General features: G+C 66.3%; 19 protein-coding genes and 4 pseudogenes. 14 read left to right on the top strand and 9 right to left on the bottom strand.

Annotated elements, in window-relative coordinates; all coding sequences use genetic code 11:
* Positions 1-21 precede the first annotated feature (21 nt).
* Positions 22-563 (bottom strand): annotated as a pseudogene (locus OG302_RS00900) (IS110 family transposase); the annotation flags it as partial.
* Between the two features lie 800 nt (positions 564-1,363).
* On the opposite strand from OG302_RS00900, the gene OG302_RS00895 reads away from it, so the two are divergent.
* The 9 genes and pseudogenes from OG302_RS00895 to OG302_RS00855 all read left to right on the top strand — a co-directional run bounded on the left by OG302_RS00895 (position 1,364) and on the right by OG302_RS00855 (position 9,313).
* Positions 1,364-2,101, top strand: coding sequence for a hypothetical protein (locus OG302_RS00895; protein ID WP_371524839.1), 738 nt, complete (start codon positions 1,364-1,366; stop codon positions 2,099-2,101).
* Positions 2,102-2,668: 567 nt separating this feature from the next.
* Positions 2,669-3,073, top strand: a complete 405-nt coding sequence (locus OG302_RS00890) for a hypothetical protein (RefSeq protein ID WP_371524837.1) — start codon at positions 2,669-2,671, stop codon at positions 3,071-3,073.
* A gap of 97 nt (positions 3,074-3,170) precedes the next feature.
* On the top strand, positions 3,171-3,848 hold the full coding sequence (locus OG302_RS00885) for an ATP-binding cassette domain-containing protein (RefSeq protein WP_371524835.1): 678 nt from the start codon (positions 3,171-3,173) through the stop codon (positions 3,846-3,848).
* The gene (locus OG302_RS00880) at positions 3,829-4,740 is read left to right on the top strand and encodes a hypothetical protein (protein WP_371524833.1); all 912 of its coding nucleotides are present in this window, start codon (positions 3,829-3,831) and stop codon (positions 4,738-4,740) included. Before OG302_RS00885 ends, OG302_RS00880 begins: the two co-directional genes overlap by 20 nt.
* A gap of 292 nt (positions 4,741-5,032) precedes the next feature.
* Entirely contained in the window at positions 5,033-5,584 is a 552-nt protein-coding gene (locus OG302_RS00875) for a hypothetical protein (protein ID WP_371524831.1), read from the top strand.
* A gap of 776 nt (positions 5,585-6,360) precedes the next feature.
* Positions 6,361-6,909 (top strand): DUF3105 domain-containing protein, encoded by a 549-nt coding sequence (locus OG302_RS00870; RefSeq protein WP_371524829.1) that lies wholly within the window; start codon positions 6,361-6,363, stop codon positions 6,907-6,909.
* 359 nt (positions 6,910-7,268) lie between these two features.
* Complete coding sequence (locus OG302_RS00865; RefSeq protein WP_371524827.1) at positions 7,269-8,579, top strand: LAETG motif-containing sortase-dependent surface protein; 1,311 nt, start codon at positions 7,269-7,271, stop codon at positions 8,577-8,579.
* A gap of 121 nt (positions 8,580-8,700) precedes the next feature.
* Positions 8,701-8,888 (top strand): annotated as a pseudogene (locus OG302_RS00860) (transposase family protein); the annotation flags it as partial.
* 233 nt (positions 8,889-9,121) lie between these two features.
* Positions 9,122-9,313: a hypothetical protein gene (locus OG302_RS00855; RefSeq protein ID WP_371524825.1), complete on the top strand. Its 192-nt coding sequence runs from the start codon at positions 9,122-9,124 to the stop codon at positions 9,311-9,313.
* A 15-nt stretch (positions 9,314-9,328) separates the two neighbouring features.
* Here OG302_RS00855 and OG302_RS00850 read toward each other — a convergent pair whose 3' ends face one another.
* Complete coding sequence (locus OG302_RS00850) at positions 9,329-9,907, bottom strand: hypothetical protein (RefSeq protein ID WP_371524823.1); 579 nt, start codon at positions 9,905-9,907, stop codon at positions 9,329-9,331.
* A gap of 90 nt (positions 9,908-9,997) precedes the next feature.
* On the opposite strand from OG302_RS00850, the gene OG302_RS00845 reads away from it, so the two are divergent.
* Positions 9,998-10,844, top strand: a protein-coding gene (locus tag OG302_RS00845) for an IS5 family transposase (protein ID WP_371524821.1) whose coding sequence is annotated in 2 segments (ribosomal slippage) — positions 9,998-10,150 and positions 10,152-10,844 — 846 coding nt in all. Because the reading frame shifts where the segments join, the coding sequence is not laid out codon by codon here.
* 24 nt (positions 10,845-10,868) lie between these two features.
* Here the strand turns inward: OG302_RS00845 and OG302_RS00840 are convergent.
* From OG302_RS00840 to OG302_RS00820, 5 genes and pseudogenes are all read right to left on the bottom strand, one after another.
* Positions 10,869-11,210: pseudogene (locus OG302_RS00840) on the bottom strand (recombinase family protein); the annotation flags it as partial.
* Positions 11,211-11,405: 195 nt separating this feature from the next.
* On the bottom strand, positions 11,406-12,419 hold the full coding sequence (locus tag OG302_RS00835) for an NAD(P)-dependent alcohol dehydrogenase (protein WP_371524819.1): 1,014 nt from the start codon (positions 12,417-12,419) through the stop codon (positions 11,406-11,408).
* Between the two features lie 60 nt (positions 12,420-12,479).
* On the bottom strand, positions 12,480-13,487 hold the full coding sequence (locus OG302_RS00830; protein WP_371524817.1) for a zinc-dependent alcohol dehydrogenase family protein: 1,008 nt from the start codon (positions 13,485-13,487) through the stop codon (positions 12,480-12,482).
* 138 nt (positions 13,488-13,625) lie between these two features.
* Positions 13,626-13,973, bottom strand: a complete 348-nt coding sequence (locus OG302_RS00825) for an ArsR/SmtB family transcription factor (RefSeq protein WP_371524815.1) — start codon at positions 13,971-13,973, stop codon at positions 13,626-13,628.
* A gap of 69 nt (positions 13,974-14,042) precedes the next feature.
* A complete protein-coding gene (locus OG302_RS00820) occupies positions 14,043-14,339 on the bottom strand; it encodes a Tn3 family transposase (RefSeq protein ID WP_371749985.1) in 297 nt (98 codons plus the stop codon).
* Between the two features lie 855 nt (positions 14,340-15,194).
* Between OG302_RS00820 and OG302_RS00815 the strand changes: the two genes are divergently transcribed.
* Complete coding sequence (locus OG302_RS00815; protein WP_371524813.1) at positions 15,195-15,362, top strand: hypothetical protein; 168 nt, start codon at positions 15,195-15,197, stop codon at positions 15,360-15,362.
* Positions 15,363-15,809: 447 nt separating this feature from the next.
* On the opposite strand, the gene OG302_RS00810 is transcribed toward OG302_RS00815, so the two are convergent.
* Complete coding sequence (locus tag OG302_RS00810; protein ID WP_371524811.1) at positions 15,810-16,907, bottom strand: integrase core domain-containing protein; 1,098 nt, start codon at positions 16,905-16,907, stop codon at positions 15,810-15,812.
* A gap of 127 nt (positions 16,908-17,034) precedes the next feature.
* On the opposite strand from OG302_RS00810, the pseudogene OG302_RS00805 reads away from it, so the two are divergent.
* From OG302_RS00805 to OG302_RS00795, 3 genes and pseudogenes are all read left to right on the top strand, one after another.
* A pseudogene (locus OG302_RS00805) lies at positions 17,035-17,268 on the top strand (winged helix-turn-helix domain-containing protein); the annotation flags it as partial.
* The gene (locus OG302_RS00800; RefSeq protein WP_371524809.1) at positions 17,268-17,990 is read left to right on the top strand and encodes a cation transporter; all 723 of its coding nucleotides are present in this window, start codon (positions 17,268-17,270) and stop codon (positions 17,988-17,990) included. The pseudogene OG302_RS00805 and the gene OG302_RS00800, both read left to right, overlap by 1 nt.
* Positions 17,991-18,069: 79 nt before the next feature.
* A complete protein-coding gene (locus OG302_RS00795; protein ID WP_371524807.1) occupies positions 18,070-18,849 on the top strand; it encodes a sulfite exporter TauE/SafE family protein in 780 nt (259 codons plus the stop codon).
* 167 nt (positions 18,850-19,016) lie between these two features.
* On the opposite strand, the gene OG302_RS00790 is transcribed toward OG302_RS00795, so the two are convergent.
* On the bottom strand, positions 19,017-20,270 hold the full coding sequence (locus OG302_RS00790) for an IS256 family transposase (RefSeq protein WP_371524805.1): 1,254 nt from the start codon (positions 20,268-20,270) through the stop codon (positions 19,017-19,019).
* Positions 20,271-20,973 lie beyond the last annotated feature (703 nt).

The raw sequence follows: 20,973 nt of genomic DNA, 5'->3' as shown, positions 1-20,973 counted from the left end.
CCCGGAGATGTGCTGGCCCTCAGCCCGTTTGAGCTGCTTGTTTCCCCTCCTGGACGGCTGTTCGTCGCGGATCGAGGAGCCCGAGCTCCGGGTCGCCGGAGCAAGTCCGGCGTAGGCCGCGAGGTGGCCGGCGGTCGGGAAGGTGCTGCCGTCACCGACCTCGATCAGGCTCCGGGCTCCGGTCCTGACGCCGACTCCCGGCATGGACGTCAGGACCTTCGAAAGAGGGTGAGCCTCCAGCAGTTCCTCTCGGTCTTGGCCTCACCCGGGTAGAGGTCGGCGATCCGCCGCATCGTCAGGCCGGGAAGGTAGGCGACCGGGCAGCCCATGTCCCTTGCGACGGCCAGCGGCAGGGCACCGATCGAGGCCGGCTGATCGACCACGACGAGCACCCGTCCGTGCTTGGCCTGGAGCTTCGCGAACAGCTCGCGGAGTTTGGGTTCGGTGTTGGGCAGTCGTTTGTCGAACGCATTCTTCCCGGCCGGGGTGAGTGCGGTGGCGTGGTGTTCGCCCTTGCCGACGTCCAGGCCGAGGTAGACGTCGCTGCTGCTGGTATCGCCCACTCCACGTCGGACAGGTCGGTCGGATACGCGCGCCGCTCCCCGGCCATCTTGGCCTCCATCAGCGCAGGGACTACCAACTCACCTGCCGTGAACGGGGCTTCTCAGACACCCACTATCGGAGTCCTAGTAGGTCCTCCGTCTGCGCGATGGCAGAGACGCGTCCTACCTCGATGGTCCCAAACCCGGCTTATGAGTCCATAAGTTGACACAAGGTAGCGAAAAATGGGACAAGCACGAAGGATGGGTGACTGCATCTCAGATCGACAGATTTGGTTATTCCCTTGAAGCGCATACGTCTGGCAGTCCTGGCCGCTGCCTCGATGGCCACCCCGACGCTGTTGGCTGCTGTACCCGCGGCGGCGGCAGAGGTCAGCCCGCCGGCCCTCTCCATGCCAGAGCCTGCTCCGAAGCCGGGAAACCCGGAGCCCGCCACAGAGGGAAGCAGGGCGTCGGCCGGCGATCCGGCCAGCCCCGGTGTTGCGACATCACCCCAGCCTCCTGTGGCGCCGAGGGCAGGAACCAGCCCGGCGGTGCCCCCCGTCAGTGGTCCCGCCGAGCCGACGCCGCCTACCCCATCCCCGGAGCAGAGCCGTGTCCCCACCACTCCGTCCGAGGCCCCGGCCACCGTAGGTGAGACCCCCCGGGGCGGCGGGAGCAGCACCGGCGGCGGGACCAAGTCGGCCTCCCCTGCTGCCGTCCCGCGCGGCACCCCCGGGCCGACCGGGATCACTAAGCCGACCCTCAGCCCCGATAAACACCCGACCTCCAGTGTTACGTCAGGTGAGGCGCTGACCGCCTCCGTGCTTGGCCTGCCCAGCAAGATCGTGGCTGGCTCCGGCTGGCACCACTTCACCCTCCGCGTCGCCAACACCTCCGACAAGGCGATGACGTCGGTCTCTGGCGGCCTCTACGTGGTGCCCGCCTCCCTGAACGGCGACGACACCAGCAGCCTGCTGACGGTGCAGTGGTATGACGAGGACGCTGGCGTCTGGAAGGAAATGACTGACGAGGAATACTGGCGTTACGACGCTTACTTCGCCGACCTGGCGGCCGGTGAATACGTCGACGCACAGTTGCGACTGAAGGCCGACGCCAGCACGCCGGAAAGCTACGGCACGGCCGATGTCGTCGGATGGTATTGCGACGAGAACGGCGTCTGGCACCACTCGATACTGTCGGGCTACGACGTCGTAGCTGCGGGCGGCGAGCCTGGCAGGGTGCCGCCGGCCAAGGGCAAGCCGACCAACGGCAACAAGCCTGCTCCGCAAGGCGACTTGAAGGCACGTCCGACCATCGGCAAGCCCACCGTCACCGACACGGGCAAGCCCCCCGTTATGGGGACCGGGGGTGGCGACGTCAGGGCGGCCGCCGGGCGGCCCAGCACAGCTGATGATTCCGTCGCCGACTCGGGCGCCTCTTTGGCTGAGACCGGCAGTCATGCGGTTGCCGGCTTGCTGCTCGGGGCCGGTGGTACGTCGATCGCCCTGGGCACGGCACTTGCCGCTGCTGCCTACAGGCGTCGCCGACACCCTTCCTGACCCAGCCGATGTGGGCTACTGGTATGGGCTGGCTTATACCCCCAGCGGGCCCGGAACGACCCTGGCTGCGGGGATGTCGACGAAGAGTGCGGGTGCGTCCGGTCATCGGCATGTCCGGTGGGCGGTTGCGGACTTGCCCGCGCCTGATCACGGCACCTAGCGCACCGGTGCGGTCCGGCCCCTGCGCTGAAGAACAAGCGGCAGTTCACCGTGACCGCCCCACACTGTGCGGCAGAACATCCTCGAGGACGGAGGGGCCCGCCGTCGAGCGGCACCCCCGCCAACGGCCCACAGGTCATCAGCGTCCGCGCCTCCGTCGTCGCTTCGCAGGGTTCAATGACACCTGCTCAGTAATTTTGGAGGGGGAGTCACCCCTCAAGGGCTTTTGGAAGTAGCCCGTCAGGACACCTTATCTCCGGGATTTTTGCACAGCGCCGGCAATCCTTCGTGTGGGACTTTAGTCCTGAGATTACGGTAGATCACCCGAATCCCCTTCCGTGGTCTGGTGGCACGTGGCAGGATCTAAATGATCTTTCCCGCCTTCAAGAATCGGAGAAATCGATGAGAATGCGTTCTGCCGCTGCAGTTGCATCCAGTATCTCTGCAGCTGAATCTGGCCTTGCTCCCGAAGAGCCGGGCACCCGGGCCGCCGTCAAGACCAAATACCGTAAGGCTCAGTTCAAGCGGGGTAGCGATTTGATGTGGACCCGCGACACGGTCTACTTCGGTTACAACGGGAAGAAGGTAACGTCTTCCAAGGCATGGCAGGAAAGCGGGCACATTTTCCCGAACATCGCCAAGAATACTGGTGTGACGCGCTATCACAATACGGCAGTTACCCATAAGTGGCGAGCGAAGGACACTATCGGAGCGGGCGTTCTCACGTCGTGGGGAAGCGTGCAGCTTCATTCGAATGACTACACGCACTACTTCTCGGGGAGTAAGTCCGGCGCGTGGAGCTGGAAGTCCTGACATGCCGTGTGTCGCATGACTTACCAGGCGGGAATGTGGTTCAGAGTCCTTCTGCTTTGCTGCCCGCCACCCGCACGTAGAAATGGAGTTGACGTTGATGATCAGTGCGCGACACCTCACGAAGCGCTACGGCCACCAGACGGTACTGAATTCAATTTCAGTAGATTTTCGCAGGGGTCGGGTGAGTTACCTGCTGGGCCCCAACGGGTCAGGGAAGACCACCCTGTTCAAGTGCCTCCTGGGTTTGGAGAACTATTCGGGTGCCGTGCGGTACAACGGGCGCCATTTGGCGGAAGTCCGAGGTCAGGTCTTCCCTGTGTTTGACGACTGCGCCCTGTATCCGCAGCTGTCGGGCCTGGAAAACCTGCGTTTCCTGCTCGGGAGGAGCGTCGGCTGGGAAGAGGTCCAGGCGGTCGTCAAGGGAACCCTGGACGAGACCGACATGCACAGACCAAGCAGAACGCTGTCAAACGGGCAGCGCAAAAAGGTGTACGCCGTCGGCCTGCTGCTGGCCCGCCCCTCATACGTCTTCCTGGACGAGCTGGCCAACGGGCTCGACTACGACAGTTTGCAATGGCTTAAGGAAGTCATCGAGGAGCTGAGGAAAGACAGTGTCGTGATCGCTTCCGGGCATCAATTCGAATTCTATGAACGTGTGGCCGACGATGTGTTTGCCATATCCCAGAATGGACTGAAGAAGATTGATTTTCACCACACTGATGGCGACCGACTCGAAGACGCGTACGCCACTCTTCGTGCAAACCGTCCTCGGTGACATCCGTTACCAGTGGATGTCCCGATATTTCTTCTACTCTGTAGGGTGTTTCGCACTGACAGCAGCCATATTCGCCGTCGGCGCCTACGGTACTGCGCGCTGTGCGGTCAGCGCTCTGCAAAGAGAATGGCAATTCTTGCACACCGAGGGCGGCTATACCTTCGAGCGTGCCACAGGGCAGGGGGCAGACCCGTCTGACGCTCCTCTGAAAGAAACCTGGGATCAGGCAGGACACGCACTTGCAAATCTCCATCCCATCCAGGGCGCGGTGAATCTCCTGGAGGTCCTCTGCTTCGTCGTCGCCCCACTGCTCTTCTTCGCCTACGGCGCCATCGCAGCCACCCGGGACGCTCATCACCAGACGCTGAAATTCCGTGCCGTCCGCGAAGGATTTCCCCGCCTGTTTGCCGCTCAGGCGGGAGCTCTATTTCCGGTCGTTATCCTCCTCTCGATCGCTGTCTTGGTGGTGGCCTTGCTGACCAGTTCGACACTGAGTCTCACCGTAGTCGGCAACATAGACGCCACCCTGACTCAGTCCCCCAGAGATATCCCCTTCCTTGATGTTCTGCCAATCTTGGGTACTTTCATGCTCACGGGTATATCGTTTTCCATTCTCGGAATGGGGGCGGCTCATATATTTCAGCGCCCACTGTATGTGATACCAGCATTCTGTGTTTCCTTCCTGCTCGTTCCAGTCTTGGGGAGATTCGATCCGCGGAATCTGTTGATGGCGATTTCGTACCCACACCTGCGGTTTGTTGGCGGACTCGAGCCCGTCCCTCCGGTATTCATCCCGGAACTCGTAGCCCTTTGGGTGCTCATCTGTGGTGGGGTCGCTGTCCTGGCCTCGGCATACACAATATCCTCGCGCAGGTCGCGGTACACGGTCTGACGCATGTTGCAATTCCTGGGACGAGAAACCTGTCAACCCCGTCGCCGGCAGGCGCGTGCTTCCTTCTGCAGCCGGCGCCTCGTTGGCAGAGATTGGCAGGGAGCACTGAGCCGCTTATCGCTCGACATCAGCGCCCCTGTGTTGACCGCATTGTGCAGGATGGGGTCCGTAAACGCTGTCGGCCATTCTCTGCGCAGTGACGCCCAAGACGGCCAAAGCCAATCAAAACTAAGTCAACTCTCCGTGGCAGCTGGCCTGGCTGCCACGGGGTCGGTCAGGAAGAAGCAAGAGAATGTTCGATCAGTGGGGCGTGTGGGATGTGTTGCCAGACAGCGAGCGGCGGCGGTGGGCACTGGAGCCGTTCGAGACCATCGGCCCGCTACGATTTGGGATGCGCCCCAGGGGCGTCACCGCTGCGCTCGGCGGAACCGCGGCGGGTCCCCAGCGCTGCACACGTGCGACCCTCCCGAACGGCAGTTACGGCACAGTCAAAGGCGAGTGCTGGAGGCTGGGTCTGACGTTCTATTACGGTATGGACGAGCGACTGCGAGGGATATCTGTTGATGCTCTCAAGGGTCCTCAGGTCTACGCGGACGGCATAGCGCTGGTTGGTCGGGCGCCCTCGGATCTGGAGCAGTGGCTCGTCGATCGCGCCGAGATCCGTGAGTCATCTTCTGAGCTGTTCTACCTGAACCTTGGCGTACCCGGGTCACTCAGTCTGGGCGTGGTGATCTGCGCGCAGCGCGCGGGTGACCATGTGCTCACGCGGCCGGTGTTCCTCCCCGCAGAGGCCATGAACGCCCCGCTGAGCTACCTCCCCCCGGAAGTATGGGCCGTCCACTGAGCTCATTCCTTGTGGCCCGAGATACTCGCGTTTGACAATGCTCCGGGTCACCTGGCTGCCTCAGACGCAATGCCGTTGCTTCAGCTTGCGGGCTTAGGCTGCTTGATTGTACTCGTCGGGGGTGGTGCGGATGCCTGCGAGTGATTCCGAGGTTTCGGGATTATGGCTGTTGACTTGGGTGTATCCACCGGCCTTGATGGACCAGGTGGCGGCGGCCTGCGGGCGGGCGAGCGTCGCAGACTCCTGCTGCCCGCCCGGCCGGTGGTGTATTTCGTGCTGGGGCTGGCGCTGATCTCGCCGGCACCGGTGGACGCTCCCATTCCCCAGGCGCCGGTTTTGCGGGCGCACCGATCTGTCGTGGCATGCGGTCAGGGTGAACTGGCCTTGGGATTCTGGCTGATAACGCAGCCTCCGCTATAACTCCCCTTCCCTGTCGCCACCCTCGCCTCTCAGCCATAGAAGCGCCTTATGTACTGGTAGGGCAGATGGGGCTACCGGGCCGCCTTCCCAGCGGAAAGGATGTATTTGTGCACGGCAGCTACACCAGGTCGAGGAGATCGTGCGTCTGAGACGACGCATCTCGCTGCCACAGCCCGGCCCCGTGTTTTTCTGGCCACGCCGGCTGCCGGCGACCGTGGCCCCGTAGGCCCTCTCTGCTGTTCGTGCTGGGCGTAGTTGGCCGCGCCCACGTTCTCTTGCCCGTTTCGACCGGGCTGAGGATGCCGTGCTCCCCCTCCGGCCTCTGCTTTCCCGGCTCCTGAATTAAAGGACACCACATGACCCCAAGACACCTCTGCCGGTTTCTGATCATTATCGCGGCCGTTACGTTCGCCGTCTTCGCCGCCGTGGGGCTCCTTCTCCGCGACAAGGAGTCCGCACCGCCCACGCTCGTCAAGGGTGAACGGACCTGGTCCGGCCTCACCCGCAACCATGTGACCACCAAGGTCAGTTACCCGATGAACCCGCCTGTCGGCGGGGACCACCACCCGGTGTGGCTCAACTGCGACGCGAAGGTCTACACGAAGCAGGTCCCGAACGAACACGCCGTGCACTCGCTGGAGCACGGCGCGGTATGGGTCTCGTACAACGACGAGGCATCACCGCGCGACGTGCAGAGGCTTAGCAAGAAGGTATCCGCCACCCCGTACTCCTTCATGAGCCCCTACAAGTCCCAGGACGCGCCAATCATTTTGACCGCGTGGGGTCATCAGCTGAAGTTGGACACGGCGTTCGACCGCCGGTTCGGGGAGTTCATGGAGAAGTACGTCCTGGGCGAGCAGACTCAGGAACGAGGCTCCCCATGCGCCGACGGAATAACCCCGTGAGCCATGCGGACGTCGGCGGCCGGTCGTGGCGATTATCCCTCCCCCCTGCTTCGCAGCCCGGTGTCCCGTATCGGGCGCAGCAGCTCACTCGGACAACGAGGCCACCTTCCAAGCAGAGGCATCCTCGTGAACAGAGCCGCACCGGTGGATTGGCAGTACAGGGCAGTTGGTCCCGCAGGGGATCTCCTATGCGCTGTGTCGCGCGAAGGGCGATAGCCGGGTGACGTGGCCATCGGAAGGGTTTGCACCCTCAGCTATGACTAGTTGGGAAGCCAATACAGCCGCGCCGTCCATCGTCTGCATGACAGGAGCACGTCCTGCCTGGATGCTCCAAAACATTAGTCAACCCAAAGGAACCCGTGAAGATTCACCACGCACTCGCCAGCGCTGTCGCCCTCGCCGTGACAACCTCCGCCGCGCCGCTCTCCGTAAGCCCCGCGTTCGCTGACGTCAACTCGGCGGTACAGACGCAGGGCCGGCAGAGCAAACCGACCATCAAGAAGCTGGAGGCAGCCGCCGCCGAGGCACATAGGGCGTACGACAAGGCCGCCCAGGCGAAGGCCAACGGCACCAGCAAGCTGGAGAAGACGCTCGACGAGCTCGGTGGCACCCACCCCCTTGCGGTGGCCTCGGCCGGCGCCAAGCAGGCCGCCAAGGATGCCGCCACCGCGAAGATGAAAGCCGACCAGGCCGTGACCGACGCGGTGGCCGCGCTCGACGCCCTGCCCGAGACCGCCACGGAGGAGGAGAAGGCCACCGCCAAGGCCGCGGTCTCCAAGGCCGAGGCGACCGCGGCGACGGCCGCCACCGCCAAGACCGCCGCCGACACTGCGGCCGTTGAGGCCAGGGAGAAGGTCGACGACGCACGGGGCGCGGCGGTCCGCGCCCACGGCGTGCTCGACGAGGCGGCGGACGACGCGCTCGCGGTGAAGATCGCGGCCGACGCCGCGCTGGTCCAGGCCATCAAGGAGGCCGAGGAGGAGGGCGAGGACTGCGCGCCCGAGCCCGACCTCACCGCCGAGGTGAACGGCCTGCCGGACAAGCTCGTCGCCGGGACGGCCACCGACTTCTCCGTCCGGGTGACCAACGGCTCCGATCGCCACATGGACGACATCATCACATTCACCGGAGTCCACGCGACCGACAAGACCGGCCTCAAGGACACGGGCAGGTTCTTCCGCCTCCAGTGGTCCACCAAGTCCGCCCCGAAGTGGCAGAACGTCGAGGACGACTACACCGACGGCGTCGGCGCGCTGAAGCCCGGCGCACACGTCGATGTGAAGCTGCGCCTCACCCTCGACAAGGCCACCCCGGTTGGCAACGGCGTTCTGTTCATCGCGGCCGACTTCTACAACGAGGACGGTACCTGCGGCGGAACGCCCGGCGCGGACATGTACGAGTTCGACGTCGAGGCCGACGGCAGCAAGCCCAGCAAGGCGGAGGACGCCAAGCCCTCCAAGACTACGAAGCCCGGCACTGGCAACACCGGCACCACCCCGCAGGGATCGACGGCGGGCACCCCGGCGACCACCGGCACGCACGGCAACCTCGCCGAAACGGGTTCGTCCTCCGACACCACCTCGATCGCCCTCGCGGGCGGCGCGGCCGTGCTGCTCGGCGCGACGGCGGTGTTCGTCGTCCGCCGCCGGAAGACCGGCTCGGACACCTGAGGGAAAACCACGAGCAGAGTCCTGAGGGGGTGGTGAGCCGCATCTGGCTCACCGCCCCCTCAGGCCAGGCTCCTATCCTGCCGCACTCGACCTGCCGCATGCGCTGGTCGAGTGGATCACCATGCTCATCGTCACTCGCGAGTGTGCCCGCCGCTGCAAGCTCCCGCCGCACCAACGCGGGCTCGTCAGTCTGGTGTATGCGCGCATACGCGACATCCGGGCCCAGATTTGCCGCCTGCTTCGGCATCTCGGTTGGCACCCGCCTACGCCTACACCGCCGTGTTGATCGACCTCCTCGCCGCACGGGCGCAGCCACAGTCGACGCGCTCTTCGCCGAAGCCCTCGCTGAAGAACTGGCCACCGCCCTCCGAAAGGAGGCAACGGAGCGGCCCTCGATCGTCCTGCCCGGCATCGACGCGCTCATCGCCCAGGCGGGCATCGTCATCGGCCCGGGCCTCAAGGACGCACGCCCGCCGTTCCTCACCGCTCCTGCCCTGCACGCATCCGGCCATTTCGCCTGCCGGGCCGCCTGGTGGCTGTTGATGTACACCCTCCACGACGTCCTCGCAGCGTTCAGCACGACCGTTCGTGACCAACCCGGCGGCCGCATCATCGGTTACCTCACCGAAGCGCCCATCCATCCCGACGACATGACCCGCTGTCGCGCCGTCCTCAGCCCGCCCAAGGAGCTTGTGGACAGCAACCAGCCCCACGAGCAGGCCCTGTACTCGTGAAGCTGCCGTTACCCGTCATGTAGCGGAGCGTGACCGACTTCCGAGGTTCGGAGCGGGGGCATGCAGGTTGACCCGGTTCTCGTACTCGCGACGGGCCTTGCGCTGGGCCGGGACCGCCGCGGTGCCGTCGAGGGCTTGGCAGAGGTCGAGGAGTCGGCGGTGGATCGCGGGCACGGCAGTGACGCGCAGGGTGTAGCCCTGTCCGCGCCGGACGGTCACGCCCTGGTCGAGTGTGGTGCGTTCGGCGGGCTCCAGTTCGGTGGCGCGGAGGAAGTCGGCGACCTTGCCCGGCATGTCGAGGATGACCGGCAGTGCAGGGGTTGAGGTGTCCGGGTCGGCGGCCGTGTACTCGGGCAGGAGGTCGGCGACGGCGGTGCGGATGGCGCCGCGGCTGACGTTGTGGTCGCGGGCGAGGGCCGCGATGGACCGGCCTTCCAGGTACGCGGCGCGTACGGTCTGGGTTTTCCCGTCCGGGATGGCCGGGCGGCGTCCGCCCTTGTTGCCTTTGGCCTCGGCGGCTCGCAGTCCGTCGTAGGTCAGCTCGCGCTGGAGGTCGCGCTGGAGTTCGCCGGCGGCGGCGAGGGTCTGCGCCATGAACTTCACGGTGGACAGCAGCTAGAGGGTGTCTGAGAAGTTCCGTTCAGGGAAGGTGAGTTGATAGTCCCTGTGCTGCTGGAGGCTGGGATGACCGGGTCTCGACTCGCGTATCCGACGGATCTGTCGCAGGTGGAGTGGGCCGTGCTGGCGCCGATAGTGCCACCGCCGAAGCCTGGTGGGCGTCCGCCCAAGCATCCGCGGCGGGAGATCATCGATGCCCTTGCGTACTGGGTCCGGGCCCGGGTGTGCCTGGCGGCTGCTCCCGCATGATTTTCCGCCCTGGCAGACCGTCTACCACTACTGGCGGCAGTGGCGCATCGAGGGCTGCTGGGAGGAGATGCTGGCCGCGCTGCGGGCCCGGGAACGTACTGGCCAGGGACGTGAGGCGACGCCGAGTGCCGGGGTGGTGGACAGCCAGAGTGTGAAGGCTACCGAGCGCGGCGGCTGGCACGGGTACGACGGCGCCAAGAAGGTGCAGGGCATCAAGCGCCACCTGTTGGTCGACACCCGCGGCGTGGTCCTGGCGGTCTGCGTCAGCCCGGCGAACGTCAGTGACCGGGACGGGGTCATGGTGCTGCTGGCCCGGTGCGCCGGGAAGTTCCCTCGGCTACGACATGTGTGGGCCGACCAGGGCTATCGAGGCCGGGACTTCCTGGCCTGGGTCCAGGAGGAAACCGGGATCACCATCCAGGTCGTGCAGCGCAAGGACGGCGGCTTCCGCAGTACCTGGGCCAAGGCCGACGCTCCACCACACGAGGTGCCGATATTCGCGGTGGTTCCGCGCCGTTGGGTGATCGAGCGGAGTTTTGCCTGGCTGGGCCGGTACCGCAGACTCTCCAAGGACTACGAGTACCTGGCCACCAGCCAGGAGAACGCGATCTACCTGGCCACAATCATGCTCCTGCTGCACCGGGCCGCAAAAGCCCTGCCCTGAACGGGACTTCTCAGACACCCTCTAGCCGGTACGTGGGTGGCGGGCGGTGAGGTCCATCGCGGAGAACGCGCCGTCGTGGATGCGCAGGGTGAGACGGTCGCGGTGGAGGACGTCGAGCACGTCGAGGATGTGCCCGGTGCCGCGCACGAGCCGGAACATCTCGGAGATGTGCACGGAGTCGCCCGGCCGCGCGTAGGTCAGCAGTTCGGCGAACTTCGGGCGCTGAAGCGGGTGGAGACGGCTGGAGGTCCCGGCCTGCTCCTCGAAGACGACCGGGTCCTTGATCCCGGCCTCCGCCAGAACGAGGTTCTGACGGTCGGTCGACTGCTGGTCGGTCGACACCCGTTTGTAGACCAGGTTGGCCATGCCGCTCCCCGTGTCGGTGCTGGCATTCGACCCTAGCTGTCAGCAAACCCTGTCAGCAGCCGTCATCGGATCTGATTGGATCTGCGCCGCTGCCGACCCCCGGAAAGCCGGGGTTCATTGGACGCCCGCCGTGCCTGTCGTCATTCGAACGTTTGACGACAGGCACCGCGGCTGTCCTTGCGATCGTGAGCGGTGTCAGTCGGCGATGCGAATGACGATCTTGCCGAAGGCGCCGCGTGCGAGGTGCTCGTACGCTTTGATCGCGTCTTCGAAGGTGTAGACGGTGTCGATGACCGGGTCGAGGCCGTTCTTCTCGATCCAGGCGTTCATGTCGAGGAAGGCGCGGCGGTGGCCCACCGCGATGCCGCGGATGGCGGCCTGGCTGTAGAGGAGGGACAGGACGTCGAGTGGGGCGGTCATGCCGCCGAGGAAGCCGACGAGGGAGATGTGGCCGGCGGCCCGGGTGGCGTGGACGGACTGGTTGAGGTTGTCGCCGCCGACGACCTCGATGACCTGGTCCACGCCCTGACCATCGGTGAGCTCGCGTACCTTCTCGGCCCAGTCCGGGGCGGTGCGGTAGTTGATGAGGTCACTGGCACCCAGGGCGGCCGCCTTCTCCAGCTTGTCGTCGCTGCTGGAGGTGGCGATGACGCGGGCGCCGAGCGCGCTGGCCATCTGGATCGCGAACAGGGACACCCCGCCGGTTCCCTGCACCAGGACGGACTGGCCGGGCTGGAGCTGGCCGTACTCGACCAGCGAGTACCAGGCGGTCAGCGCGGCGATGGGCAGGGTGGACGCCTGCTCGTCCGTGAGGTTGGCCGGGGTTGGGACGGCCGAGTTCGCTTCGAGGATCATGTATTCGGCGAGGCCGCCGTCGATCGGGCCGCCGAGCTGCCAGTCGGGCTCGTCCCGCGCCGGGGCGCCGTCGAGCCAGTGTGAGTAGAAGTGCGACATGACGCGGTCGCCGACCTTCCACTCGGTGACACCCGGCCCCAGCTCAGCGACCACGCCGGCGGTGTCGTTGACCGGTATGAGGTTCTTCGGCATCTTCTCTGGGTTGTAGACGCCGTCGACGATCGCCTTGTCGCGGAAGTTCAGAGAGACCGCGGAGACCTTCACGAGGATCTGACCGGGACCGGGCTTGGGGGTGGGGCGCTCCGCGAGTCGGAGGTTGTCCAGGCCGAAGTCTTCGAGCTGCCAGGCACGCATGACACGTGCTCCTTTCGTTTGCATGTGGGGGAGAGCGGTGGGGAGCGGCACGGCTGGCCTTTAGGCGGTGGTGTCGTCGTGGGTGACGGTGACGACGATCTTGCCGACCTGGCCGTTGGCCTCCATGTAGCGGTGGGCGTCGGCGATGTCGGCCAGGTCGAAGATCTTGTCGACGACGGGGGTGAACGAGCCCGAGGCGAGTCCGGCGTTGATGAACGCGACCGCACGGCGCAGCCGCTCGGGGTCGCCCGTGATTTCGAAGAGGGTGTAGGTGCTGGTGTTCAGTGCCGGGAAGGACTGTGCGTTGGGCAGCGGGGTGATGCACGGGTCGAGCGCACCGTAGACGACCAGGTGTCCGCCGGGGGCGATGCCCTGGGCGAGGGTTTCGACGCCGGGGCCTGCGATCGGGTCGAAGGCCAGGCGCACCCCCGTGCCGCCGGTAATCTCCGCGATGCGGGCGGGCAGGTCATCATCGTCGGTGACGATGACGTCGGCCGCGCCGGCGTCCAGGAGGCGCTGCTTCTTGCTGGCGCCGCGGGTGGTGGCGATGGGGATGGCGCCGATGTGGCGGGCGATCTGGATGGCGGCCAGGCCGACGCTGCTGGAGGCCGCGGTGATCAGGACGTGGTCGCCCGGATGTACCCGGCCGCTTTCGGCGAGGGGGCCGTAGGCGGTGATGTAGGCCATCCACACGGCCGCCGCGGTGACGGCGTCCACCGGTGCGGGGCGGGGGACGACGGCTGCGGCCGGCAGGACGACGCTGGTGCCGTATGTGCCGTACTCGCTCTGCAGGAACGCGGGCACGACGGCCACCGGGTCGCCCGCGGCGAACCCGCTCACGCCCTCGCCGACTGCCTCGATGACGCCTGCGGCCTCGTAGCCGAGCGTTGAGGGGAAGACCGGCTGGTAGAAGTAGGCGCCTTCGCGGTACATGATCTCGGCCCGGTTCAGGCCGATCGCGTCGACCCGGATACGTACCTCGCCCGCGCCCGGAGCGCGGGAGGCGACATCGCGGAGGGCGAGGACCTCGGGTCCGCCGATCCGGTCGAACTGCACGAGCTTTGCCATGGTGCACCAGTCCCGGGGGTAGAAAACGGGAGAACACCGGATGATCCCGGCGCGCTCTCCACTCTGCCCCAAGCTTTGACCACGGTCAAATTACGACGACCATCGAAGTATGTACCTGGTGCGATGCCCTCGGCGGGCTCAGGCGGTGTCTGCCGCCTCTGCAGCCAGGGCGGCCAGCACCGCTGGCAGCAGCCCCGGGAACCGCTCATCCATCTCGTCGGTGCGCAGCGCGTTCATCTTTGTCGTCCCCATGTAGTACTGGCGGATCACACCCGCCTCGCGCAGCACGTTGAAGTGGTGCGTCAGCGTCGACAGCGACACCGGCGCGACGAAGGTCCCGCAGCTCAGGTCCGCACCCGCACCTGCCAGCTGGGCCACCACCGACCGGCGCACCGGGTCCACCAGCGCCTCCAGGACCTGGTGCAGAGAGACCTGTGACAGGTTTGGGTGCTCCACCGTCCGGGGGGCGGTGCGGGGGCGGGCCACGGTGACTCCTTGCGGCTGATGAATACGGCCGTCCCATACTACGACCGCCATCGAAGCATCGCCTGGCCCTCACCCGGAGGCCGTGGCCGGTTCATCGCCGGGGGCACGTGGGCTCGGCACGATGCGGGCGGTCAGGTCCAGATCGAGGCGCCGGTTCATGTCCAGCTCGAACAGGCCGTAGGGATTCACGTGCGTCCAGAACAGCGGAGACAGTGCGCGCCGGTCCGCGTCAGTGAGGGTGTCGGCCCACTTCGGATCGGCGAGGACTTGCTGCACCAGCAGCGTGTTGACATGGACCAGAGCGGACTGAAGCAGGTGCAGCGCGAGCATGCTGACCTCCTGGGATTCCTTGTCCGCGCCGGCCAGGTCGCTGGGGGAGCGGGGCGCCGTCCGCCCTCAGTTGACAGCTCTGCCTGCGCGGTGCCGTTCCAGAATTCCGGAACGGCACCGCGCAGCATTTGCATGGCCCCGGTGGTGCCCGCGGTGCGGGCACGATGCCGGCCAAAGCGCCCGCCGTACGGGATCGGCCGTGAAGTTCTGGTGAACTTGCCCGCCCCACGGGATCGTGCTTTTGCACAGCTCAGAGCCGGTGTTCGCTGCGATGATGATCGGTGTTGCGAAAGTTCAGCGGCGGAATTCCTGGCGGCACTACACGCGGGGGTTGCTTTCGGGGACGGCCGCCGTCCCGTCGGCCAGGCGTTGCACTCGGTGGTCCACGACGGGATCCAGTCCTCGTCCACGGCCGCCAACGCCGCTTCCCACTCCGGGTGTTCGGCCAGCGCACCGGGGCGGCGCAGGTTGGACAGCCGCTGCCCCACCGGCTTGTCCAGTGTCGCAGCCTCATTGCGGTCCGGTAGATCATCGCCACTGTAACGCGATGCGAGTTCCGGACGTGGCGCCGTCTAGCAGGCCCTTGGGATGGCGGGCCAGGCTTGTCGGGGGTCACTCAAATGAGAAATCGTTTCTCCAGCCTGGGTTTCATCTCTGGCGGCTCTCTTTCGTAACTCTGACGGGGTCCGGGCGTTGTACAGGTGAACAGGTCTGGTGGGCCCACGTCCTCCTTTACGGGGGAGTGGGTCCTTTTGCTGTCTGAGGCCCTGCTCCCCAGCGAAGTGGGTGTCAGGGCCTCCACTGCTTTCCGCGGGATCGGGGCCGAAGTTGACCCGCCCGCCCGCCGGACCATGGCGTAGCGGCGGGTCTTGGAGCTAGCGGAGAGAGCAAGTGAACCGACCGAACGACGACATGAGCTTGAACGCCCTGGTGCTGCTCGCACTGGGTGGACTGGCGGTGTTCATCGCCTACCGAGATCCTCAGCTGGGACAGGCTCTCGGTATCGGTGCCGTCGTGATTACCGTCCTGGTCCTACTGCTGAAGGGGGGACGCCAGTAGCCGACCAGTCCAACGGCTCAACTGGTGGCCCGGTCCTTCTCTGCATGCGGGTCACTTCAGCAACAACGTCACACGAACGCTTGCAGATTGGCGTCGAATCCTTGCCGCCGCAGCTGTTGCCGCGGTACGCGCAGCTGCAGCGCTTCCAGTGCAGGCGAGCGCTGATGAGGGCAAGACCGTGACGATCAGGTGTGGTCCGAAGCGGGCGAAGGGACTGCGGCAGGCACTGGTAAAAACGGCCCCCTTACGGGGAGCCCGTCACCGTGCACTTGAGCGCGGGATGCACCTACACCTACTCGGGCAAGCCGAAGTGCTGCTCGCCGCCGAGCGGGCGGACGATCATCGCACCCGGAGCGAAGCACAGATGGAGGCCGCAATGTCCGAATATCAGCACTACCAGTTTCTTGCGGCCGACCGTGTCCTTGCCGAAAAGCTCATCCGTTCAGGTCAGGCTGCATGTTGGTACTCGTGGAGGATGCCGCCCAGGCGGTCGCGTCTTCGTATGTCGAGGCGGTTGATCTGCTCGGGATCGGTGATGGGTGCGGGGAGGGTGTGCAGTGGGCGGGAGTTGGCGATGCCCTGATGCGGCCGATGCTCGTTGTAGAACTGCTCGAACTCGCGGAGAGCGTGGAGAAGATGCCGGTGGTTCCAGACGAGGGTGCGGTCCAGCAGTTCTCGTCGGCAGGTCTCCACCCAGCGTTCCATGATCGCGTTCATACGCGGTATGCGTACGCCGCTGAGGACCACCTCTATGCCGGCGTCGGCGAGAATGGCGTCGAACAGGGCAGGGAACTTGCCGTCCCTGTCCCGGATCAGGAACCGCGCTCGGCTGCAGCGGTCTTCAAGGTCCATGACGAGGTTCTTGGCTGTCTGCGTTACCCAGGGCGCGTTGGGATGCGCGGTGGCGCCCAGAATGCGGATGCGGCGGCTTGCGTGTTCGATCACCGCGAATACGTAGAGCCGGGCTCCTGACAGGGTGACGGTTTCGAAGAAATCGCAGGCCAGGAAGGCGTCGCTTTGGGAGCGTAGGAAGTCCGCCCACGTGCTCGACGCCCGTTCGGGGGCGGGTGGGATGCCGGCGTCCTTCAGTATTTCCCAGACGGTTGACGCGGCTGCTTTCACTCCGAGTACAAGCAGTTCGCCGTGCAGGCGCCGATATCCCCAAGTGGGGTTCTCTCGGGCCAGGCGCAGGACGAGGGCTCGGATGGAGCGGACGGTCCGCGGTCGGCCTTCTCGAAGGGGTCGGGACCGGATGGCGTGCCGGCGCGCGACCAGGTCACGGTGCCAGCGCAGGACCGTGTCAGGTCGCACCAGCAGCCGCATACGCCGAAGAACATTCTTCGGGAGGCCGTTCAAGAGCGCTGCCAGGAACGCTCGATCGCCTGCGGTGAAGGCGACTCGGTTTCCGTTCAGCTGCCGCTCCAGTACCGCGATCTGGTGGCGCAGGGCCAGGATCTCTGTGTCCTTGTCCCGGTCGGTCATGGGGAGCAGGCGCAGCATCGCGAAGGCGTTCGTCACGCCCAGGTAAGCGAGTTCCCACAGCACGAGCGATCATCATGCCGAGGTCATGGCCGCGCCGCCAGAGCCCCGGGCCACACCTGCGGAGGCAGCAACTCGGTGATCAGGTGTGTCCGTTCTGACCAGGGTGGATGAGGTAATCGGCAAGGACACGGCCTACCCGGCCGACCTCGCCGACGCGCTCGGCGTCTCGCGCACCCGTCTGTCCAACCACTTGGCCTGCCTGCGCGACTGCGGCCTCGTCGTCACCGTCCCGGACGGGCGCCGTACCCGCTACGAGCTCGCCGACGAACGCCTCGGCCACGCCCTGGACCACCTCCTGGCCGCCGTGGTCGCGGTCGAGTCCGACCAGACCTGCCCGGACGCCGCCACGAAGGACTGCTGCTGATGACCGCGATATCCCTCGGCCCGTCCCCGGCCCGCCGCGACGCGCTCGCCAAGCGAATACGCCTGCTGGTCGCCGCCACCATCACCTACAACGTCATCGAGGCAGTCGTCGCCATCACTGCGGGCACGATGGCCTCGTCCACGGCGCTGATCGGCTTCGGCCTGGATTCGGTGATCGAGGTGTCCTCCGCCGCGGCGGTCGCCTGGCAGTTCTCCGCCCGCGACCACGCCGTACGCGAGGCCCGGGAGAAGGCGACCCTGCGGATCATCGCCGTGTCCTTCTTCGCGCCGGCCGCCTACGTCAGCGTCGACGCCGTCCGCGCCCTGACCGGCACCGGCGAGGCCGACCGCTCGATCCCCGGCATCGTCATCGCCGCCCTGTCCCTGGCGGTCATGCCGTTCCTCTCCGCCGCCCAGCGCAAGGCCGGTCGTGAACTCGGCTCCGCCTCCGCGGTCGCCGACTCCAAGCAGACCCTGCTGTGCACATACCTCTCCGCCGTCCTCCTTCTCGGCCTGGTCCTCAACGCCACCCTCGGCTGGTCCTGGGCCGACCCCATCGCCGCCCTCGTCATCGCCGCCATCGCCCTCAAGGAAGGCCGCGACGCCTGGCAGGGCAAGGGCTGCTGCGCGCCCGCCGCGAACACCCCGCTCCCCGCCGTCGGGACTGTGGCGGCCGAGGCGGACGCGTGCGGCTGCAAGCAGGGCTGCACCTGCTGCTCGTGAACATCTCGTTGCCGACCCGCGGCACCGCAGCCTTCCCCGTCGATACTGACCGGGCGATCGAGGAGCGGCGGGGGCAGCGGTGGAGTGGACGATCTGGGCCGGGTTCGCGGCCGGCCTGCTGATCTCGACGGTGACCGCTCCGGTCGGCGTGTCCGGGGCGGTCTTCCTCCTGCCCGTCCAGCTCAGCGTCCTCGGCGTGCCGAGTCCCGCAGTCACGCCGACGAACCTGCTGTTCAATGTGGTGGCCGGGCCAGGCGCACTGTGGCGCTACCGCCGCGACGGCGCTCTGCGCGGCGCACTGGCCCGGCGCCTCATCACCTGGACGCTGCCCGGCGTCATCGCCGGAGCCGCCATCCGCGTCTTCGCCCTGCCCGACCCCGACGTCTTCCGCATCCTGGTCGCCGCCTTCCTGCTGCCGCTCGGCACCTGGCTGTGCCTGCGCACCCTACGCCCCGCCCGGCGGCCGGACGCGGCCGAACCGTCGGCGCCCGCGCTCGCCGCCCTCGCCCTGACGGTCGGGGTGGTCGGGGGGATCTACGGGATCGGGGGCGGTTCCCTGCTCGGGCCGATCCTCGCCGCGCGCGGCGTGCCCATGGCCCGCATCGCACCGGCCACCCTCACCGCGACCTTCACCACCTCCGTCGCGGGAGCTGCCGCGTACGCCGTGCTGGCCCTGGCGAGCCCCGGGCCCGTCGCGCCCGACTGGTGGCTGGGCCTGGCCTGCGGCGCCGGAGGGCTGATCGGCGGCTACCTCGGCGCCCGCTTCCAACCCCACCTTCCCGAGAACGCGCTACGGCTCCTGCTCAGCGCCCTCGCGGCGACCCTCGGCGCGCTGTACGCCGTTCAGGCCCTGAACTGACCCCACCCCAGTGGGCAACTGCGAGACCTGAACCAGAGTTCGGCAACGGACAACGGACAACGGACAACGAGAAACCCTGTCCATAACGGGACAGCCCTCAACACAATGACGTGCGTCGGTGCTGGCGGGTGTGTCAATTTAACGGTTGATCTTGCCCGTTCGGATGGTTACTTCACGGCCGGGGTGAGTCGGCCTTCGAAGGCGATCTGGAAGGCATTCAAGGGTGCCTTCCAGCGCATGGTCCAGCGTTTGCGGCCCTTGCCGGTCGGGTCGAGTGACATCAACGCCATGTAAACGCACTTGAGGGCCGCGGACTCGTTCGGGAAGTGCCCGCGGGCGCGAACGGCCTTGCGGATCCGAGCGTTCACGCTCTCGATGGCATTCGTGCTGCAGATCACCTTCCTGATTTCGACGTCGAAGGAGAGGAAGGGAACGAACTCGGCCCAGGCGTCGGACCACAGCTTCACGACTGCCGGGCACTTGGTGCCCCAGGCGTCGCTGAACTCGAGGAACCTCTCGGTGGCTGCGGCTTCGTTCGGCGCCGTATATACGGGCTTGAGGGCCTTGGCGACCTTGTCCCAGTCCTGCCTGGCCACGTATCGGAAACTGTTGCGCAAAAGGTGAACGATGCAGGTCTGAACTACCGTGCGGGGCCAGACCGTCTCGACGGCGTCCGGCAGGCCCTTGAGCCCGTCGCAGACGAGCATCAGCACATCCTGCACTCCGCGGTTCTTGAGTTCCGTGAAGACGGAAAGCCAGTGCTTGGCACCCTCTCCTCCGTCGCCGGCCCAGATCCCGAGAATGTCGCGGGTCCCTTCGGCGGTCACCGCCAAGGCCACATAAATGGGCCTGTTGGCCACATGGCCATCGCGGATTTTCACGTTGATAGCGTCCACGAACACCACGGGATAGACGGGGTCGAGCGGACGAGACTGCCATTCGGCCATGCCGTCCATCACCTTGTCGGTGATGGTGGTGATGGTCTGCTTCGACACATTCGCGCCGTACACCTCGGCCAGGTGAGCCGAAATCTCGCCGTGCGTCAGCCCTTTTGCGGAGAGCGACAAGACCATCTCGTCGACGCCGGTGAGCCGTCGCTGCCGCTTCTTGACGATCTGCGGCTCGAAGCTGCCCTCGACGTCACGCGGCACGGATATCTCGACCGGGCCGACGTCGGTGAGCACAGTCTTGGAGCGAGTTCCGTTGCGGGAGTTGCCGCTGTCACGGCCGGCCGGATCGTGCTTCTCATAGCCGAGGTGGCCGGTGATCTCGCCCTCCAGGGCGGACTCCAGCACCCGCTTGGTGAGTTGCTGCAGCAGCCCGCCCTCGCCGGTCAACTGCAGACCCTCGAACCGGGCCCGGTCCACCAGCATCCCGATCAGCTGATCGTCGACCGTGTCCACGGCCTCGACCGCAGGCATCTCAGGGGCCTCTGTTGTTGCGTCAGTCACTTGGTGGTTCCACTTCTCCAGGCCAGCGATCAAGCCAACCTGACATAGATGGGCGATCCACCGTTAATCAGACACTCCCGTGCTGGCAGCCGTGCCTGACGGGCGAGTTGGATGTTCCGAGATCGTGAAGGGGTCTGAACTCATGCATCTGGCCCCCTTGACGCGACCTTCTGCTGGCGGACCCATGGTTCGACGTCGTCGATCTTGAACTTCAGCTTGCCTCCGAGGTAGTACCTCGGTATGCCATGCCGAGGAGACGTGCGGTACATCCACCGTTCGGTCATGTCCAGGTAGGCCGAGGCGTCACGGGCCCCACATACCGCCGTTCCATCAACACACCCCTCGCGCTGAGCTGCTGGAGAGCACCGGCGAACCCCGGCCGCCCCCCCCGAGAGGGGTACTCACTTCCCCCTTGCGGGACAGCTGCGGGTGAGCGGAGCAAGGAGGTGCGGTGCGGGTTGGTGCTGAGGCAGGGCCTTCTTGGCTGGGGGAAGTACGCCAGGTGGCCGGGGGCGGGCGACGGTTGTGCGTATTGACGGTTTGTGGTGGCGGGGGAAGCGTGAGGCCCGGAGCGCGCGGGGGTTTGCGTCGAGAGGCGTGTGTGTGGTTCGCCAACGGGGCGAGCGCGTGGTCTGTGCAGGGGCCCGGCCGTAGCGGATGGCCGACGCGCCTG

It is taken from the genome of Streptomyces sp. NBC_01283 (assembly GCF_041435335.1).
Lineage (GTDB): Bacteria > Actinomycetota > Actinomycetes > Streptomycetales > Streptomycetaceae > Streptomyces.
The sequence above is the reverse complement of the archived record's forward strand: the minus strand, read 5'-3'. Positions and strand labels throughout refer to the sequence as shown.

What these genes read in the sequence shown, in the direction of transcription:
- OG302_RS00800 (WP_371524809.1), top strand. Translation starts at nt 17,268, where the DNA reads ATGACCGCGATATCCCTCGGCCCGTCCCCGGCCCGCCGCGACGCGCTC.
- OG302_RS00790 (WP_371524805.1), bottom strand. Translation starts at nt 20,270, where the DNA reads ATGCCTGCGGTCGAGGCCGTGGACACGGTCGACGATCAGCTGATCGGG.
- OG302_RS00875 (WP_371524831.1), top strand. Translation starts at nt 5,033, where the DNA reads ATGTTCGATCAGTGGGGCGTGTGGGATGTGTTGCCAGACAGCGAGCGG.
- OG302_RS00890 (WP_371524837.1), top strand. Translation starts at nt 2,669, where the DNA reads ATGCGTTCTGCCGCTGCAGTTGCATCCAGTATCTCTGCAGCTGAATCT.
- OG302_RS00885 (WP_371524835.1), top strand. Translation starts at nt 3,171, where the DNA reads ATGATCAGTGCGCGACACCTCACGAAGCGCTACGGCCACCAGACGGTA.
- OG302_RS00835 (WP_371524819.1), bottom strand. Translation starts at nt 12,419, where the DNA reads ATGCGTGCCTGGCAGCTCGAAGACTTCGGCCTGGACAACCTCCGACTC.
- OG302_RS00850 (WP_371524823.1), bottom strand. Translation starts at nt 9,907, where the DNA reads ATGGCGCAGACCCTCGCCGCCGCCGGCGAACTCCAGCGCGACCTCCAG.
- OG302_RS00870 (WP_371524829.1), top strand. Translation starts at nt 6,361, where the DNA reads ATGACCCCAAGACACCTCTGCCGGTTTCTGATCATTATCGCGGCCGTT.
- OG302_RS00830 (WP_371524817.1), bottom strand. Translation starts at nt 13,487, where the DNA reads ATGGCAAAGCTCGTGCAGTTCGACCGGATCGGCGGACCCGAGGTCCTC.
- OG302_RS00855 (WP_371524825.1), top strand. Translation starts at nt 9,122, where the DNA reads ATGTACACCCTCCACGACGTCCTCGCAGCGTTCAGCACGACCGTTCGT.